This window comes from Phaeobacter sp. SYSU ZJ3003 (genome assembly GCF_041300735.1).
GTDB classification, from domain to species: domain Bacteria; phylum Pseudomonadota; class Alphaproteobacteria; order Rhodobacterales; family Rhodobacteraceae; genus Phycobacter; species Phycobacter gallaeciensis_A.
Genome location: NZ_PXNU01000063.1, coordinates 1 through 15791, shown reverse-complemented (window position 1 = coordinate 15791; position 15791 = coordinate 1). Strand labels below are relative to the sequence as shown.

General features: G+C 62.9%; 25 protein-coding genes and 1 pseudogene. 8 read left to right on the top strand and 18 right to left on the bottom strand.

Annotated features, from left to right (window positions below; translation table 11 throughout):
- Positions 1-4 precede the first annotated feature (4 nt).
- On the top strand, positions 5-295 hold the full coding sequence (locus tag C6W91_RS18320) for a HigA family addiction module antitoxin (RefSeq protein WP_370571294.1): 291 nt from the start codon (positions 5-7) through the stop codon (positions 293-295).
- Here C6W91_RS18320 and C6W91_RS18315 read toward each other — a convergent pair.
- The 3 genes from C6W91_RS18315 to C6W91_RS18305 all read right to left on the bottom strand — a co-directional run bounded on the left by C6W91_RS18315 (position 266) and on the right by C6W91_RS18305 (position 1910).
- Positions 266-523: a hypothetical protein gene (locus C6W91_RS18315; RefSeq protein ID WP_370571293.1), complete on the bottom strand. Its 258-nt coding sequence runs from the start codon at positions 521-523 to the stop codon at positions 266-268. The two genes, C6W91_RS18320 and C6W91_RS18315, sit on opposite strands and share 30 nt — an antisense overlap.
- Positions 524-606: 83 nt before the next feature.
- On the bottom strand, positions 607-969 hold the full coding sequence (locus C6W91_RS18310; protein ID WP_370571292.1) for a hypothetical protein: 363 nt from the start codon (positions 967-969) through the stop codon (positions 607-609).
- Between the two features lie 2 nt (positions 970-971).
- Complete coding sequence (locus C6W91_RS18305) at positions 972-1910, bottom strand: phage tail tube protein (RefSeq protein WP_370571291.1); 939 nt, start codon at positions 1908-1910, stop codon at positions 972-974.
- A gap of 179 nt (positions 1911-2089) precedes the next feature.
- On the opposite strand from C6W91_RS18305, the gene C6W91_RS18300 reads away from it, so the two are divergent.
- Positions 2090-2488 carry a hypothetical protein gene (locus tag C6W91_RS18300; protein WP_370571290.1) on the top strand — a complete coding sequence of 133 codons (399 nt, stop codon included), beginning with the start codon at positions 2090-2092 and terminating at the stop codon, positions 2486-2488.
- 38 nt (positions 2489-2526) lie between these two features.
- Here C6W91_RS18300 and C6W91_RS18295 read toward each other — a convergent pair whose 3' ends face one another.
- Complete coding sequence (locus C6W91_RS18295) at positions 2527-2940, bottom strand: acyl-CoA transferase (RefSeq protein WP_370571289.1); 414 nt, start codon at positions 2938-2940, stop codon at positions 2527-2529.
- Positions 2941-2962: 22 nt separating this feature from the next.
- On the opposite strand from C6W91_RS18295, the gene C6W91_RS18290 reads away from it, so the two are divergent.
- The gene (locus tag C6W91_RS18290) at positions 2963-3196 is read left to right on the top strand and encodes a DUF1413 domain-containing protein (protein ID WP_370571288.1); all 234 of its coding nucleotides are present in this window, start codon (positions 2963-2965) and stop codon (positions 3194-3196) included.
- A 2-nt stretch (positions 3197-3198) separates the two neighbouring features.
- Here C6W91_RS18290 and C6W91_RS18285 read toward each other — a convergent pair whose 3' ends face one another.
- From C6W91_RS18285 to C6W91_RS18240, 10 genes are read right to left on the bottom strand one after another with little or no spacing between them, the layout of a single operon-like run.
- Entirely contained in the window at positions 3199-3834 is a 636-nt protein-coding gene (locus C6W91_RS18285) for a DUF6441 family protein (RefSeq protein WP_370571287.1), read from the bottom strand.
- On the bottom strand, positions 3831-4142 hold the full coding sequence (locus tag C6W91_RS18280; RefSeq protein WP_370571286.1) for a hypothetical protein: 312 nt from the start codon (positions 4140-4142) through the stop codon (positions 3831-3833). The genes C6W91_RS18285 and C6W91_RS18280 overlap by 4 nt, the downstream gene beginning before the upstream one ends.
- Positions 4142-5155 carry a major capsid protein gene (locus C6W91_RS18275; protein WP_370571285.1) on the bottom strand — a complete coding sequence of 338 codons (1014 nt, stop codon included), beginning with the start codon at positions 5153-5155 and terminating at the stop codon, positions 4142-4144. The genes C6W91_RS18280 and C6W91_RS18275 overlap by 1 nt, the downstream gene beginning before the upstream one ends.
- A 26-nt stretch (positions 5156-5181) precedes the next feature.
- Positions 5182-5553 carry a head decoration protein gene (locus C6W91_RS18270; RefSeq protein WP_370571284.1) on the bottom strand — a complete coding sequence of 124 codons (372 nt, stop codon included), beginning with the start codon at positions 5551-5553 and terminating at the stop codon, positions 5182-5184.
- Between the two features lie 6 nt (positions 5554-5559).
- A complete protein-coding gene (locus C6W91_RS18265; protein WP_370571282.1) occupies positions 5560-6540 on the bottom strand; it encodes a head maturation protease, ClpP-related in 981 nt (326 codons plus the stop codon).
- A 4-nt stretch (positions 6541-6544) separates the two neighbouring features.
- On the bottom strand, positions 6545-8053 hold the full coding sequence (locus tag C6W91_RS18260) for a phage portal protein (protein WP_370571281.1): 1509 nt from the start codon (positions 8051-8053) through the stop codon (positions 6545-6547).
- Between the two features lie 5 nt (positions 8054-8058).
- Positions 8059-8274: a phage head-tail joining protein gene (locus tag C6W91_RS18255; RefSeq protein WP_370571280.1), complete on the bottom strand. Its 216-nt coding sequence runs from the start codon at positions 8272-8274 to the stop codon at positions 8059-8061.
- 8 nt (positions 8275-8282) lie between these two features.
- The gene (locus C6W91_RS18250) at positions 8283-10856 is read right to left on the bottom strand and encodes a terminase gpA endonuclease subunit (RefSeq protein WP_370571279.1); all 2574 of its coding nucleotides are present in this window, start codon (positions 10854-10856) and stop codon (positions 8283-8285) included.
- 49 nt (positions 10857-10905) lie between these two features.
- Entirely contained in the window at positions 10906-11415 is a 510-nt protein-coding gene (locus C6W91_RS18245; protein WP_370571278.1) for a phage terminase large subunit family protein, read from the bottom strand.
- Positions 11330-11926, bottom strand: coding sequence for a terminase small subunit, Nu1 (locus C6W91_RS18240; protein WP_370571276.1), 597 nt, complete (start codon positions 11924-11926; stop codon positions 11330-11332). The genes C6W91_RS18245 and C6W91_RS18240 overlap by 86 nt, the downstream gene beginning before the upstream one ends.
- Before the next feature lie 150 nt (positions 11927-12076).
- On the opposite strand from C6W91_RS18240, the gene C6W91_RS18235 reads away from it, so the two are divergent.
- The 5 genes from C6W91_RS18235 (at position 12077) to C6W91_RS18215 (ending at position 13820) form a co-directional block, all read left to right on the top strand.
- Positions 12077-12358 carry a hypothetical protein gene (locus C6W91_RS18235; protein ID WP_370571275.1) on the top strand — a complete coding sequence of 94 codons (282 nt, stop codon included), beginning with the start codon at positions 12077-12079 and terminating at the stop codon, positions 12356-12358.
- Positions 12355-12543, top strand: a complete 189-nt coding sequence (locus C6W91_RS18230) for a hypothetical protein (RefSeq protein WP_370571274.1) — start codon at positions 12355-12357, stop codon at positions 12541-12543. Before C6W91_RS18235 ends, C6W91_RS18230 begins: the two co-directional genes overlap by 4 nt.
- Positions 12544-12633: 90 nt before the next feature.
- Entirely contained in the window at positions 12634-13149 is a 516-nt protein-coding gene (locus C6W91_RS18225) for a DUF3489 domain-containing protein (RefSeq protein ID WP_370571273.1), read from the top strand.
- Positions 13150-13224: 75 nt separating this feature from the next.
- Positions 13225-13500 carry a type II toxin-antitoxin system Phd/YefM family antitoxin gene (locus C6W91_RS18220; RefSeq protein WP_370571272.1) on the top strand — a complete coding sequence of 92 codons (276 nt, stop codon included), beginning with the start codon at positions 13225-13227 and terminating at the stop codon, positions 13498-13500.
- An 8-nt stretch (positions 13501-13508) separates the two neighbouring features.
- On the top strand, positions 13509-13820 hold the full coding sequence (locus C6W91_RS18215) for a type II toxin-antitoxin system RelE/ParE family toxin (RefSeq protein ID WP_370571271.1): 312 nt from the start codon (positions 13509-13511) through the stop codon (positions 13818-13820).
- Here C6W91_RS18215 and C6W91_RS18210 read toward each other — a convergent pair.
- The 4 genes and pseudogenes from C6W91_RS18210 to C6W91_RS18195 form a co-directional block, all read right to left on the bottom strand.
- On the bottom strand, positions 13756-14022 hold the full coding sequence (locus C6W91_RS18210) for a hypothetical protein (RefSeq protein WP_370571268.1): 267 nt from the start codon (positions 14020-14022) through the stop codon (positions 13756-13758). The genes C6W91_RS18215 and C6W91_RS18210 overlap by 65 nt on opposite strands.
- Before the next feature lie 20 nt (positions 14023-14042).
- The gene (locus tag C6W91_RS18205) at positions 14043-14501 is read right to left on the bottom strand and encodes a hypothetical protein (RefSeq protein ID WP_370571314.1); all 459 of its coding nucleotides are present in this window, start codon (positions 14499-14501) and stop codon (positions 14043-14045) included.
- Positions 14502-14706: 205 nt separating this feature from the next.
- A pseudogene (locus C6W91_RS18200) lies at positions 14707-15213 on the bottom strand (DNA cytosine methyltransferase); the annotation flags it as partial.
- A gap of 3 nt (positions 15214-15216) precedes the next feature.
- Positions 15217-15791, bottom strand: a 575-nt coding sequence (locus C6W91_RS18195) for a DNA methyltransferase (protein WP_370571267.1), incomplete at its 5' end; no start/stop codon positions are given.

Sequence of the window (15791 nt, the reverse complement as noted above, 5' to 3'; positions counted from 1 at the left end):
CGACATGAGCCTCATGACAAACCCGTCCCATCCCGGCGAAGTTCTGGCGGAACTGTATCTCGGCCCGCTCGAGATGAGCGCAATCACCCTCGCGACACGCCTTGAGGTTCCCCGAACCCGGATCGAACGCCTGATCAAAGGTCAGACGGCCCTCACGGTCGACACGGCAATGCGCCTCGCCCGGTTTTTCTCGACAACGCCGGAATACTGGATGAACCTGCAGCGCGCCTGGGATCTGGCGCGGGCGCGCGAGACAATCGATGTCTCAGGCATCAAACCCCTCGAGGCGGCCTGAGCCCGACTGTTCATTGATCTTGCGGACCATCACCGCCTCAACGGGCGGCAGGAGTTCCGCGAGGACAAGCGGCGAGAGCCCAAGGGCGGCACCGAGTTGCAGGGCCGCGCCCATATCCCAGCCAAGAACCGCGCCGCCGCTCATGCCGCCCGCCACCCGAACCTGGCCGCCAAGCCGCTGCACCAGATCCCAGACCTGCCAGCCCTCGAGGGTCAACGGTTTATGCAAACTGCGCGGGCAGTCCGGGCAGGACGAGGAACATGCCGCGCAATACGCACCGCCCCCGCCGAATTCCCACTCGGCGAGAGCGGTCAGGCGTTTTTTTCCGCATCCAGAATAAACGCGCCCGCGATGTATGTCGTCTGAAAGGCCTCGAAGATCGGCCAGAGTTCCAGCAGGGCGTCGATGCCCTCGGGCGTCAGGGGCAATGGCTTTCCGTCCTCATCACCGACGCCGTCCCAATCTTTCACGACAATGCGCGCCACGGCCTTGGCAACGATCCGGGCGAGATCGTCGTTGGACGCATCCCCTTCATCATCTGCCCCTGCGGCGACAATCGCCGGATCGCTCCGCGCGGCCAACATGATGGCCGTGGTCAGCGGCTCTACGAGCAGTCGGACACCATGGCCCAAGTCGAGCCAGCGCGGTTCATTCGACAGGTTCAGTCGTAGCATGATCAGTACTCCTCGCGGTCATTGGTCAGTGTGACGGTGCACATCCGGCCCAGCACCGGATCACTGGCCGCCTGCCAATCAAAGGTCGCCTGCACGCCTTGCGGGCCAGAGATCTCGATCCGGGGACGCGGCAGATAGACAGCGTGGGCGGTCAGGGTCAGGGTCTCGCCCGTGGGCAGCGTGTAGGAGAACTCAAGCTCACACGCTTCGCCGTTGATCGCCTGCGTCACCAGCGTTTGGTCCGCGAAGCGCACGACGACATTCCCGGTCAGTGCGGCAATCGACGGGTCCGCGCCGTCGATTTTGCCGTCCGCCCGGATCGTCTCAATGCGATCGAGATTATTGGCATAGGTAAGGTCGGCAGAGACAACGTTACCGATGTTGGCCCCATTCCGCGTGATCGACCCGTTGAAATGACCAAAGCGTCTTAGCGCGATCGTGGCGGGTGTGCCTGCCGCCGTGCTTGAGTTGATGGCTTCACCCTGCGCCACGATACTGGCTGTCGCGGTCAGCAATCCGGACCGGGCCATCTGCCAGCTCAAGGAATCGACCATGCACCCAGAATACATGGCAAAACGCGGCACCTCAGGCATGCCGGTCTCGACCGAGAACGACGGCAGCGCCCAGTTTCCAGAGCGGAACTCATGCGTGTAGGGTCCGGCCCCGGTGGTTGTCGGGGCGCCGAACGCAGCCTTGAGCCAGAAGCCGAACGCCTCGGCATCCAGCGGCACGACCACATCACCGTCCGCCGTCACCGCATCCTTGATCGGGGCCTGCGGATCACGGCCGTACCCCAGCAGTTCCGATGTCTGCAGCGGTTGTTCAGCCCCCAGCGAGGTGCTGGCAAAGGGCATCTTGGTGAAGCCGCTCGCTGGCGGCGTTCCATAGGTGGTCTCAAACGCAAGCGCCATTTGCGCCCGCGCCCCTTGGGCTCGTGCCATGTTTGGTCGTCCTTCTCTAGCGGAAAACTTTTCTTGACCCTACAGGCCAAGTTCGCCAATCCTCGCTCGAACAGATAGTGGCCCACTGGTGAAGATTGCCGTAGGAATAATTGGAATAACGCTTGCCCTCATTGCACTCATGCAATCGTGCACGATCAAACCGTAGAAGGATTCAATAGATGAAGTGGTCTAGTCTCGTAGCGGCACCTCTGCTCACACTTGCACTAGCTGGTCCGGCATTGGCTGAAGAAACCCAGACTGGTGAAGTTCTGGACTTAATGGAGCAGATTTCTGAACTGCATACGCAGTTGAATGGAAAAACTGCAACTCTCACCGGCGGGTTGGGAACAATATTTGGAGATACAATCTACTTTCAGAGCGATCTCGGTCGCTTCACGGTTCAATTCGACGCCGGAAGGGAGGCGAGGCGACTGATTGAAGGATGTGACATCACCATTTTTGGTAACGTCGAAAGCCGCTGCGTATTTGAGGTCGATGCCGAACTTCGAGTTTCTGAGAGTTACAACCTGGCAGACGGCGGAGAGATTGAGCTAATTGTCTACAATGTTCGACCCTAGTTTTGAGAAATGAGCATCTTGTTTTTCGTCTTGCAAAGCTATGCCTCCAGCGACGTATAGTGAAGTTTCACCGTCACGATCGCAGCCTTGAGTGTTGCTGCACCTTCGATGGGCAGATCGACGGTGCGTGGTGCCTTCGCTTCGGCCCAGTCACACAGCCCGCCCAGCGTCCGGTCGGCTGCAAGCACTGCACCAACGTCATTGCAGAGCTTGTCAAGGCGCTCGTCGCGATCAAGGCCTTGTACAACAGCCTCGACTTCAGCGTCGTGCTCGTAATGATACGCAAGGGGAGACATCGAAACATCCGGTTGGCCCGGATCACCATCACGCAGGATCAGCAGGCCTTCCGCAGGCACGCGTTCGGGGAGAACCTCACCGCGTAGAACGGCCGCAGGAAGCGTCGAAAGCCTCGCATGCAGGGCGGAAAGGATGGTTTCGCGACAGGAGGACATGCTATGCTTGCATTGGTTGAGAATGGAAGATCATGAAGTGTTTGAACAACTCCGCGCGGTCATCGCGCAACGGATCGACGGCTTGCCTCACGGCCAAGAGTTTAATCTCCGAGATCTTCTGGGAGAGGATTGGCCAGAGGATGCAGGTGCTGCACGTCGGCTAGGCCGCGATTTTCGAGCCACCTTGCACGCGTTTCCGGGTGTGGAAGACGCCGGCAAGGATGATGAAAACCTTCGCTGGTATCGCAAGCGGTAGCCTCACCATAATTTTCCCTCCACCCAGTTCGCCACAATAAGCCCCGGCACGCTGTCGAGCACTCGCTCAGCATCGAGGTCGAGATCCAGCCGCTTTTGCAGTTTCACCTGCGGCACCATCAGGAAGATCGGCGCGGTGACCTGGTTGCGGCCGGTCTTCGAGCGCGATGCCACCGCTTGACCGCGTTTGTTGATCCGAGCGCGGTCTGCCACCAGCAGGCTCGGACCGCGTGGGCGATAGACGAACCGCAGCCTTAGCCCCCGCCGCCGTTCCCACTCGCCCGGTGTGATGTGGCCACCTTTCAGGCCTGTGCCAGCAGCCGCAGTCGGGATGGCGAGCCAGAACCCGTCCTTCGAGCGGATCAGCGGGCCCGTGTCGTGCGCGCCGACGATGACCGGGGCCTTCGACCAAACCAGCGCCGCCGCTTTGAGGCTTTCACCAGCCTTTGGATAGGTCTGGCTCCGGATCGAATTCGCGAGGCGACGGCCAAGCCCCGCTTGGGTGATCTGCCCGCGCCAGGCGGATTTCAGGTCAGTGCCAGATTCGCGCATCGCGGCGCTGACGGCCTTTTCGCCCGCCTTGATCTCGGCGGCCATCACGGCGACGAGGTCGGGTGTAATGTCGATGCCAAGCTTCATGCGGGGGTCAGTTCTATCGTCCAAATCAGCCGCTCGCGGTCACGGCGCGGCTCGCCCTGGATCAGAAAGGTTTCATCCCCGATCAGGATCTGTTCCTGAGACCGAGGATCTGGAATATCCGCCACCCGAACGTCGATCCGGGTGGTGTCTGAGAGAAGCCGCGCCGCCCCGAACTCGGTGACCTCATCCGGACGGCGGAGGATGGCCCGCGCGCGGGTGAACTGCCCTTCGCTGTCCCGATGCCAGATCTCGACCGAGAGATTGGCATCGAGGAACAACGCCCCGAGAGCATCGGCGAAGGCGCTCATCAGGTCCGCTTGGCCGAGCGCAGCACCTGCGGGCGGGTGCAGATCGGCAGCGGGTTGCTTTCGATCTCGAGGCGCACCCATTCGTCACGGTCGCGATCGGGGATCATGCGCGCATAGAGCGGCAGACCCAGCGTGTTCACCGTCTCGAACGTGTCGGCTGGTGCGTAGTAAATCTCGAACAGCCCCTCGACGCCTTCGGGATAAAAATACGCCTTGTCAGTCGGCACGCCGAAGCCGAGGCCCCCGCGATAGCGGCGGAAGGTGATGCCGCCGAAGCTGACCTCTTCACCCACACGGCCACGCAGATCGGCGGCAGCTGCGGTGTTGAGATAGGTCTCGCGCACCTCCTTGTGGGCGACGAGATCGGCAAAGAAGGCCGAGCCGCATTCGGCGCGCAACTGCACCTGACCGGCAGCAAGCCCACCGAGGCTGTCCTCGACGCTTTCGATCAGCGCCTGGCAGCGCTTGCGCAGTGCGCCCGAGGCCGGGCTCGCGTTGTCGAGATCAAAATCGACCTCTGCCGCCGGGGTGATGCCGAACTCGGTGTAGTAGTTGATGACCGTGGCCCCATCCTTGGGATCCTTCACCACACCCTGGATGCCGTTGAAGAGGTGGAACTCGAAGGTGGCCTCCGCGTCGTTCCTGAGCCGTCCCATCTTGCGGGCGACTTCGGTCTGCACCTGTTGAGTGGCGGTTTCCGAGCCGAAATCGCGGATGGCCTGGACTTCTGAAGCCCAAAGTACGTCCTGCTTCTTGAACTGGCGGCACACGAAAGCGCGCATGTCGCGCCGTTCGGGCACCTGCTGCTCATAGGCAGAGCCCCGCTCCGAGAACGGAATGAGCGACAGCGTGCCATCGCGGCTTTCGATCATCACGGTGCGTTGCCGCACGCCGCGCGAGCCGAAGAGGCCCGCACCCGACAGAATTGCCGGTTTGAAGGGGATGTTTTCCAGAGCCCGGGTGAGCTCGATGATGCTGAAGGCGTCGCCCTCAAAGATGTCCATGGTTGCCATGTTTGGGAATCCTTATGTCAGAGGGCTCAGCGCAGGATGATGCCAAGCGCGGCCAAAGCCGTGGTGGCGGCAGTGATCTGGGCCTCGGTCACACCATCGGGCCAGACGAGCTCATGCTGGTTCACAAGCGCGGGCCCGCGCAGGACGACAACGCCCGGTCCATCAGCCGCCGTGGCATCGACGCCAGCCCAGAGAATGCCGGCGGCATTTTGGCTTCCGTTCGTCGCAGAGGGGGCGAGGCCTGTGTATTTGCCGCCCGTTGTGATCTTGCCGAGCACGGTGCCGGGCTCGAGCTTTCCAGCCCCCGAGGCGACGGTGATGGTTTCTCGGGTGTAATCGCGCAGCACTTCCCAGACGAGGAAGCCGCCCGCGTGTTTGCCTTCTGTGAGCGTGGTCATGATGCGTTAGCCTTTCGTCTTGAACGTGCGGGCGATCACATCGCCCCAGGATTGGGTGGCGGCCGCACGCCCGGGTTGGGCATGGGCGGCGGTGATGTCGGGGGTGGCCTCGGCCTTTGCCGCGAGAAGGCGATTTCGGACCTCATCGAGGCCCACGTCTTCTTCGAGGAACCGGCCCGCCATTTGCGGTTGACCCGCGAGGCGACAGAGATCGATCACAGCGCGCGCATGGGCGATGGCCTCGGCGCGGACGGCTGTTGCGTCGACCATTGTGACGTCGCCTGCGTCTTGGCTTGGCGCGTCTGCAACCGATTGTTCAGGATCAGGCTGGGTGTTGGCGTCTGCAACACCCTCGGACTGGGGCTCAGGGCCTGCAGGCTCGTCTGCCTCACTTGCCGCTTCGACCACTTCTGGCGGCGCGTTGCGGAACCGCGCGACATCGAAAGAGGCGGCGAGTTTCACGGGCTCGGCGATGCGGTCTATGAAGCCGAGGTCCTGCGCATCCTTAGCATCAAGCCAGGTCTCGGCCGCCATCAGGGCGGCGATTTCTTCGTCGGTTTTGCCCGATTTGGCGGCATAGCCCTGGATCAGGCTGCCTTTGACCTTGTCGAGTGCCTCGGCCGTGGACCGCATATCTTCCGCCGTGCCCATCACCAGCCCCGAGGGGTCGTGGATCATCAGGAAGGCGTTTTCCGGCATGACGATGATGTCACCCGCCATGGCGATGTAGCTTGCCGCCGAGGCCGCGATGCCATCGATCCAGACCGTGATGTCGCCCGCATGGCGCTTCAGCGCGTTGTAAATGGCGACCGCATCAAAGACCGAGCCTCCGGGGCTGTTGAGACGCAGGTCGATAGCGACATCTTCGGGCAAGGCACCGAGTTCGGCCAGAAAGCCCTTTGCCGTGACGCCGTAGGCGCCGATTTCGTCATAGATCAGCACTTCCGTGCCCGAGGTGCGGGCACGGATCGTGTACCAGGATTTCATGGGATTACTCCTGTTGTAGGTCGGCGCCCGGGTTACTGTCGGACGGTCCGTCACTAGAATTCGGGTTGGGCTCTTGGACGGGCGTTGCCCTTGCCCCCTGCGTTTCACCGGGGCTAGCGCGATAGGTCAGGCCCAAGTCTGCTGCGCGTTTCGCGTCAGAGGCATTCTCGCGATCGACCTCTTCGATGTCGTAGCCCGTCGCCTCGACCACCTTGCGCCGCGAGGTGAGCCCCGCCTCCATTGCCAGCACCTGCGCTTGGATATCCTTCAACGGGTCGACCCAATCCCACCGTGGCGGGATCCATTGCACCGGCCGAGCCGTCACAGGGTCTGCGTCTAGGGCACCTGAGAGCACAGCCGTCTCCAACCAACGCCGCCAGATTGGGCGGCAAAGTTGATGGGCCATGACCCCATGCTGCAACTGACCAATGCGGCGGCGGAACTCGACGAGCTCGGCCCGCAGGCTGGAATAGTTCGCCTGCCGGACATCGCCGGTGACGAGGTGATACGGCAGCCCCAACGAGGCCGAGACCGCGAGCAGCGTACGGTACTGGAACGCCTCATAGCCACCGCCGACATCGGCGGGGCTTGAGAACTTCACATCCTCGCCTGGTAGCAGCACTTGCATGGTGCCGGGTTCCAGGCTGGCAATCGCGGCTCCATCGAGATCAGCTGCTCCTTCACCCATCATCGGGTCTTCCGGCGCCGTCTTGGTGATGAAGCCCGCGAACATCGCCGCGGTCTTTTTGCGGTCGAGTTCTGCGTCGTCGTATTGATCCAAGAGGAACAGCCGCACCATCGCAGGCGCAACATGCGGCAGGCCCCTTATCTGACCTGCATCAATCGGCCGGTAGATGTGCAGCACCTCCTCAGCCGGCACCCGCACCGTCTCTGGCAGCGCCACCCGCTGATCCGTGCTGTCGCCCGGATGGTGGCGACGGAAGTGATAGGCCACCCGCCGACCGATCAGGTCGAATTCGATCCCGCAGCGAATGCGATTGCCGTTCGGGTCCGTCTCGGTTTTCTCAAAGGGCAGCATCTCGGACTGCAGAAGCTGCAATTGCAGCGGTACCGGTAGCCCGTCTTCCACCCGTCTCGGCCGAAGGCGCACAAAGCACTCGCCCGCCACAAACATCTCGCGCGCGACCATGGCCTGCAGGCCGTAGAAATCCGTCAGGCCATCCGCGTCTGCCTCATCCGTCCAGGCGAGCCAGAGCTTTTGCACCTGGTCCCGCAGATTAGCGTCCCCAAGGAGCGAGGACGGCTTGATGCCGTCGCCGACGAGGTTGGCCGCAAAAGCCTCGCAGGCGTTCGCCGCATAGCCGTTGGTCACCACCAGCTCCCGTGAACGCGCCAGCAGTCGCGGACCGCCAGAGGCGACCAGCGCATTGATGTTTTCCAAGGGCGGGTTCCAGCCGCGCAAACGGCGCTTGGCCATCGCCCCCTCGAGACGCGCGCGCATGGCTTCAGGGCCGCTCGGCTTGGGGCGGCGGAACATGTCGAACAATGCCATGTTGGTTAGAGGCCCTTGGTCGCTGTCACGCGCACCTGTCGCACCATCCGTCGGCCTTCAGCCGCAGCGATCTCACGGTCGAGCGCTTCGATGGCGCGGTCGATCTCGGCGACGCTGCGATAGTCCACCGTCTTGCCGTCATAGCTGACGCGGGCCACGCCCGAGGCACGTTGTCCTGAAAGGCTCTCGCGGCGGAGTTTCAATGTCGCCAGATCCGCCATGCCCAAACTCATCCCATGTATGTTGACCGCTCAACGCGGCGCACCTGTGCCTTGCGTAGAGATTGCTGGCCTTTGGCAGAGGCCGTACCCCTGCCATCTGCGACCGCAAACTGCGCCGCGAGTTCTTCCCACCGCGCATCCGACCAGCGATCCGCGCCCAGGATCCACGCGGCCGCTCGTGCATAGACCCGGCAGTCCAGCGCCTCGTTGCGTTCCCGCAGCTTTTGCCATTCGAGTTTCGCGAAGCCGCGCTTGTTCTTGACCGTGACCAGCTGCTCAGCCGTCAGTTGCTTCAGCCATTCAGCGTCGACCCAGCCCGGCAGATGAAGAAAGCCGGGAGGAAACCGCTCTCCATCCGCCGGGCTGGTGACCTCCGGCGGATCAAGCCGCAGGAAGCGATAGGTCTCGGCCTTGAAGGTCGAGGTGGCGATAGTCCAAAGACGCGCACCACGGCGAAGACGTTTGCCGCCGATGGTGGCATCGACATAAGTCGGCCCCGTCACGGGGCTTGCCCGGTTGAAGCCCTCAAGGCCTTTGATTGGGGCCACTTGTCCAAAGCCCACCTGCCGGGCCCAAGCGTAGACGGCCGCCGTCTCATAGCCCGTGTCGATCGCCAGCCGCGCGATGGTCATCGGCGTGCCGCTGGTGTGAGCCCACGTCCGGCCCAGGAGGTCAGTCAGTCTCTGCCAGCAGGCGGGATCGCCGGGACCGCCATCGATGACGATGTGGTCAATGAGCCAGCTTTGCAGGCCCTTGCCCCAGGCCCAGACATCAACCTCGATCCGGTCTTTCTGGACGTCGGCCCCTGCGGTCAGAAACAACCCGCCCGCCGGCACCGTGCCTGCACGCCAATCTTCCTTCAGCCCCTGCAGGCGCTGCCAATCCGGCGCCTCCCCACTTTCCATCCAGGTCTCGCCCAGCGAGGTGTTGATGAACGTCTTCATCGTTTCGTCCCCACCGGCGCGCGCCGACAGAAACGCCTTGGCCATGGCCTCAAGCCGCACCCAGGGCGAATAGATCTCGTTCAGATGGAACCCTGCCGTCCCATTGAAGGGTGCCTCCGCAATCCAGCGGCCCTTCGAGATGGCCGCCCAGCGGGTTTCGTCCTTCCAGGCAGCGTCACACTCGGCGCAGTGGTAGCGCGCGGTTTCGGGGCGATGGCCGCCGTTCTCGGCCTTGTCCCATTTGACCTGTCCCCAGGTTAGAATTTGTTCATGGCCGCAGTTGGGGCAAGGCACCCAATACCGGCGCTGGTCACTTTCCTCGAATGCCGCCTCGATCCGGCTCGCACCCTTGTTTGTCGGCGTCGAGACCAGCACGATCTTGCGGTTCCAGAACGTCACCGTCCGCTTCTTCGCGAGGTTGACCGGGTCGCCTTCAGCGCCTGCGCTGAACGGATAGCGGTCGACCTCGTCGCAGAGCAACAAGCGGATCGGGCGGCTTGCGAGCCCCGAGGGTGCGTTGGCACCGACTATGGTGAGATGCCCGCCCGGGAACCGCTTGTGCAGGATCTTGTTGTTCCCGTCCCGCGACTTCGGGTTGGCAATCTTATCCTGCAAACAGGGCGTGTCCCGCGCCATCGGCGAGAAGCGGTCCTTTGACCAGGTTTCAGCATCGCGCTCGGTGGGCATCACCACCATGATCGGCGCCGGATCGTGGTCGATGTGATAGCCGACGGCGTTGTTGACCATCTCCGTGTTATGCGTCGGGATCATGGTGCGCCCAGCCAGATACAAATGGTTCGGGCTGTCCACCTGAATGCAGCGCACAGGCACACTCTCGACCGGCTCGACGGCGACAATGCGGCGCCGCTCGGTTTCCGTCGTCCGCCGCCCCGCGCGAGAGACCTGACGCGCGCGCTTCCTTGCCAATCGGAACACCAGCTTATCGTCATAGATCATGAACGAGAACCGCGTCGCAGGGTTTCCAAGACGCCTTTCGCCGTCGATCACCACTGTTGGCTGCTTGTCCACGGCTGTGAACTTGATACCCAAGGAGGCAAGAAGCTCGCCGAAGCCCTCGGCCAGATGCGGATGGACCGTGATGAACTCGCAGCGACCACATTCAGCGATATAGCCGTCCGTATCCATCAGCCCCTGCAGGAGAGCCAGACGCTGATCAATCGAGGCGCGCAGGTAGGTGGGCGGAATGTGTTTGCCAGTTTCTGGCGTCTTCCGATCTTTGGCCAGCCCCATCTCCCGCAAGCGCAGGCTAAACGGCTTTCCTTCTTCCACTATAGGATCAACGGGAAGGCCGTGCTTCCACTGCATCGCGAACTGTCGGCCACATTCCGCGCATTGCCCATTCCCATGGCGGCCCAGCACATTCATGTCGTGGCCACGGCGACACATATTGTCGGGCCAAGGCAGCCTAGGTTTCAGCGTCAGGATATGCGGAACTCGTTTGTCCTTCGACTTGACTTCAACCTCCATGCCGCAGGCGCGGAGATGGTCGGCGATTTCCAAATCATCCCGATGGCAGGTGATCTGTGAGCCGTAGCTGTGGCCGTCCCCCAGCCAGACGCCCAAGGCGTAAGGCGGGATCGGCAACTCAGCCTTAGGAAGCTGCAGGGCGCCCGCCACGGGGATGGCGTATCGGTTCCTTTTTTTCGCACCAAAGTAATGGGCTGTCTCAGCAATCTCCTTCGTCGTCAGGACCGCTCGGTGGATCGTCATGGAACAGGTCCCTCATCGCATCCTGCGCGCGCACTGGACTATCGCTATCGACTGCCCAAAGGTGGTCGGCATCAGCGATGATCGAGCTTCCGTCCGAAAACCACACGCGGTAGCAGCGCCGGTTGCGCATCACATCCGTGGCGCCAGTGACCCGGCAAGGCGCGCCGGTCTCATCAAAAAGAATATCGCCGACCTGCACATCGCCCATCGAGGTCCAACCGGTCGGCGTCGCCAGCGGCGTATCCAGTGCCAGCGCTTTGCCCACCTGCGAACTGGACATGATGACAACGGTTTCGGTGGCAGCGTCTGAGACCGCCTCCATAATCCCGCGCTGGTATTCCGCGCGGCTCGTGCGCCATTGGCCCGGCTCGGCGCTGGCCTCAGAACTCAGCCTCCGGTTCTGATCGGCCCAATCGCTGATCGCCAGATCCGGCGGTGGCTTCAGAACAGCCAGTGCCTTCGCCACTGTCCGCTTCAGGATCGGCGAGCCCGTCAATCTCAGGGTTGGTTTCAAAGTCAATGTCTGGCTCTGCGAGATCATCGAGCACCTCGCGGATCGCAGTTCGGATCAGGTTCCGGGTGTCTCCGACGGTGGGTTGGTCAAAGGCTTGTGGTGCCAGCCGGTCAGGCAGAGCCAGCAGCCGGGTGCGCAAGAGCGCCAACACCGCAATCCAGGCCGCCTCGATCTGGTCCGCCGCAATCAACGACCGGCGCTTTTCTTCGGCTTCCATCTCGGCGAGGTCAGCGCGTGCTCGGATAAAGCGGGCACGTTCAGCGGCATAGTCTGGCGCACCCGCCTGCGCCTTCAGCGCCTGATCGCGCAGGTAGCGGACATAGCCACGCACAGACCCGATGAGGTCATACTGGCCGCGTTCGGCCTTCGGGATTACGCCCTCGCGGCTCAACTGCTGGACCCGCCGCTCCGAGAGGTCGAGCAGCCGCGCGATCACTCCGATAGGTTGGCTGGCAGTGGACATATGTGGCTCCCAGTCCCGCGATTAAAGCCATGATATTGCTGCGATTATACTGGATAATCACTCGGCCCGGAGCGAACCTGTCATCAGAAGACGACGCAGCCACCCCGCTAAAGCAGCGCAGCGGTTGCGCAAAACCAAGGAGCCGCCCGGATGACCACCCGCCTCAACCCGCTCACAACACCCCGCCATCAACTCCGCGCCGAGAAAGCACGGCGCAACAAACAAGCGGCGCTCAACGCGTTCATCGGAAAGAAAGCCGAGATCGACGAGAGGCTCGCCCGACTGCGAGCGCTCAGCGACGAGCACTTCAACTGCCATCCCGACGAGATTGGCTGGGCCGCCGTTGGCAGCCTCGAATACTACGCCAGCCTCCTCAAGCGCATCACCGACAGCGCCTTTGGCGAGGGCGAGCACGCGGAGTGCGCCCGATGACCAGCACCCTTGCAGAACGCTACAACGCCGAGGCCGCCCGCCTCATGCCGCACATGGGACGCGACCTGCAGGTCGACCCCACCATCAACACCGCGCGCGAGATCGACGAGATCGTGTTTCGGCGCAGCGAATATCTCGGCGGCATGGCGGCCGTCCTGCTTGCCCTGATCGCGCAAGACGACTGAGCCATCGCGCATAGATCCCAGCCCGCCCCAACGGCGGGCTCGCCTCAGTAGAAGCCACGCATTCCGCGCGGCTCAAACCCGGAGCCACAAATGACCAAACTCACCGACACCCAAACCGTCATTCTCAACAAGGCATCCCAACGGGACGGCCTTTTGGCCCTACCACTGCCCGACAACCTGCGCGGTGCGGCCGCTGCAAGAGTGGTCCGCGCCATGCTCGCAGAAGGTTTCCTCGAAGAGGTCGAAGCCAACATGCACAAGGCCGAGCCCGTCTGGCGCGAGACCGGCGACGGCCACGGCGTCACGCTGGTTGCGACCGTTGCAGGCCTCGCAGCAATCGGCATCGAGTCCGAGGACGCCAACACCGCCACCAAAAAAGACCCCGCGCCCAAGGTGCGCACACCGCGCGAGGGCACCAAACAGGCCAAGCTCATCGCCATGCTGCGCGCGCCAGACGGAGCGACCATTGCGGAGATCATGGCCGCGACGGGCTGGCAGTCGCACACGGTGCGCGGCGCGATGGCAGGCGCGCTGAAGAAGAGGCTCGGACTCGCGGTGACCTCGGAGAAAGTCGAGGCCCGCGGGCGGGTTTACGCCCTGCGCTGAGCGAAGCACCTCTCGACGCGCATCAAGTTTTGCACTATATTCGCACTGAATTCGATGCGTGCCGGGAGGTCTGCCATGAACATCACCAAGGACATCAGCCCGTTGACGGAGTTCAAACGGGATTCCGCGCGTCTGATCGCCCAGATCAAGGAGACCGGTCGGCCGCAGATCCTGACCGTGAACGGCAAGCCCTCGGTCGTCGTCATGGATGCGGCCGCGTGGCAGGAAATGCAGGACCAGCTCGATTACGCGGAAACCGTCGCCGGTATCCGCAAGGGACTGGCGCAGGCCCGTGCAGGTGAGGGAACTGACGCAGGCCAATTCTTCGACACGCTCGCCAAGTCGAACTGATCGCCCAGATGGACGAGGCGCTGCCCGTGATCATCACGCCGAATGCGGCGGATGATTTGACTGCATCATGGAGCTGGTTGCGGGATCGCAACCCAAGGGCGGCTGAGGATTGGCTCGCGGGGATCCGCGAGACCATTCTTGCCCTTGGTACGATGCCCGAAGCCCACCCCATCGCGCCCGAGGCGCGCGAGTTTGATATGCCGATCCGGCGTGCGCTTTACGGTAAGGCCACGCGCTGGCGGATTTACTATGCCGTCATCGATGGGGCGGTGCAGGTCCTCCATGTGCGTCACGGCCGCCGAAGCGACTGGCAACCCTGACGGCCTCGAACGCCCGCCGTAGCAGGTAGGACCGGATCAGGCTCACGCCCGTGAATATCCCGCCCATCGCGAGATTTTGCGCCAGCGTCGTGTGCAGGCCGAAGATCGGGAAGATCAGGATCTGCGTCACGACCGCAACGCCGTAGCCGACGATCACGTTGGCGACGGCCTCGACCAGCGACATGAGGCGGGACTGTTTCATGCCACCGCCTCATCCATCGGTCAGCAATTCAGCAGCGAGAGTTCTGAGCGCATGCGCCGCAACCAAGGGGACCACGCCGTTGCCACAGAGGCGAAGCCGGTCCACCCTGTGGGCCAGCCCATCAGCGCCTCGACAAACAGCGGGTTCAAGGTCCGGCGCGGCTCGGAGGTATCGCTCCCAACCGTCGGTGTCACAAGGACTTGGCGGCCAAGCAGGCCGTTCACCGGCGTATTCGCCAGCGTCGTCGCCCCGTCCTTGTGATCCCGCGCCGTCGGCGTCATCCACATCTGGCTTGCATGGGTCAGGTCCGCCGTCTTGCGATTGCCCGCGCTCGGCTTGTTGCCGTCGGTCGCCATCGGCGTCGGCCAGTCCCGCGCCATCCCGTCCAGCCCCTTTTCGTGTTTCCGGTCGCCGCCCCGGCTCCGAAAGCTGTCGATCTGCGGCGTCGGCCACATCGCTGCCGTCGTCGCAAGGTTCATGCCGTGCTGGCCCGCTGTCTGCGACGGCGTCGGCTTCGTCTGCCGGTTCTCGTTGGCGCTGGCCCTCGGTGTCGGCCAGAGGCGCAACAGTTCCGTCCGGTTGCCGCCACTCGACCGGGTGCCAGAGCAGGCGCGCGGGGTCGGCCAGGTCGTCCCCCTCGCGGATGGCGAGGATGAAGAGCCGCTCGCGTTTGTGGGGCGCGCCGACTTCCGACGCCGTAAAGAGGCCTGCCGCAAGGCGGTAGCCCATGCCGACCAGTCCTGCGGCGACTTCGGGGAAGCCGAGGCGGAGATGATGGGCGACATTCTCGAGGAAGACGAAGGGCGGTTTGATTTCGCCGATGATGCGGGCGACATGCGGCCAGAGGTGGCGTGGATCTGCCGTCCCTTGGCGTTTGCCCGCAACGCTAAATGGCTGGCACGGATAGCCCGCAGTGACGATGTCCACTGCGCCGCGCCACGGTCGGCCGTCGAAGGTTGCAACATCGTCCCAGACAACAGCCTGATCCAGGGACGCGTCTTCCATCCGCGCCAAGAGAGTGGCTGCGGCGAAGGTTTCCCGTTCGACATGGCCCACAGTTCGATATCCGGGCAAGGCGATGGTAAGCCCGAGGTCGAGCCCGCCTGCGCCGGAGCAGAGCGAGAGACCGAAGAGGCATGCGTCTTCGGTTCCGGAATTGCGCCCGGAGGAAAATAGAGCCAAGTCATGCATGCCTCAATCGTCTTTGATCTTGAGCTCGTCGAACGAGGTTCCAGCGCCATCGAGGACGGCCTGTTTCCCCGTGAACTTCTGCCAGCGCTGGACCGCGACATCGACATAGGCCTGGTTCAGTTCGATACCGAGGCAGACGCGGCCCGTGGTCTCGGCGGCGATCAGCGTGGTGCCTGATCCCATGAAGGGTTCATAAACCGCTTGGCCCGGGCTCGAATTGTTGAGGATCGGCCTGCGCATGCATTCCACGGGCTTCTGGGTGCCGTGGACGGTCTTGTCGTCCTGATCCTTGTTCGCGATATGCCAGAGCGTCGTCTGTTTGCGGTCACCGGCCCAGTGGCCCTTGCCGGTCTTTTTGACAGCGTACCAGCAATTATGTGTAACGAGCCCGTCCGCGACGTAATGTTGGTCCCTCTCAACATCCATCGAGTAGACCGAACCGCTGAACGGTGTGGCATCGTTTCCTGTGACAGTGACCCAGGTGAAGTCATCGCCAACCGTGGGCATCGGAAGCTGCATGATTTTCGCGAAAACGTTGCAGGATCTAACAAGCCGTGTCGCCCTCCGAGAAAAGTTGA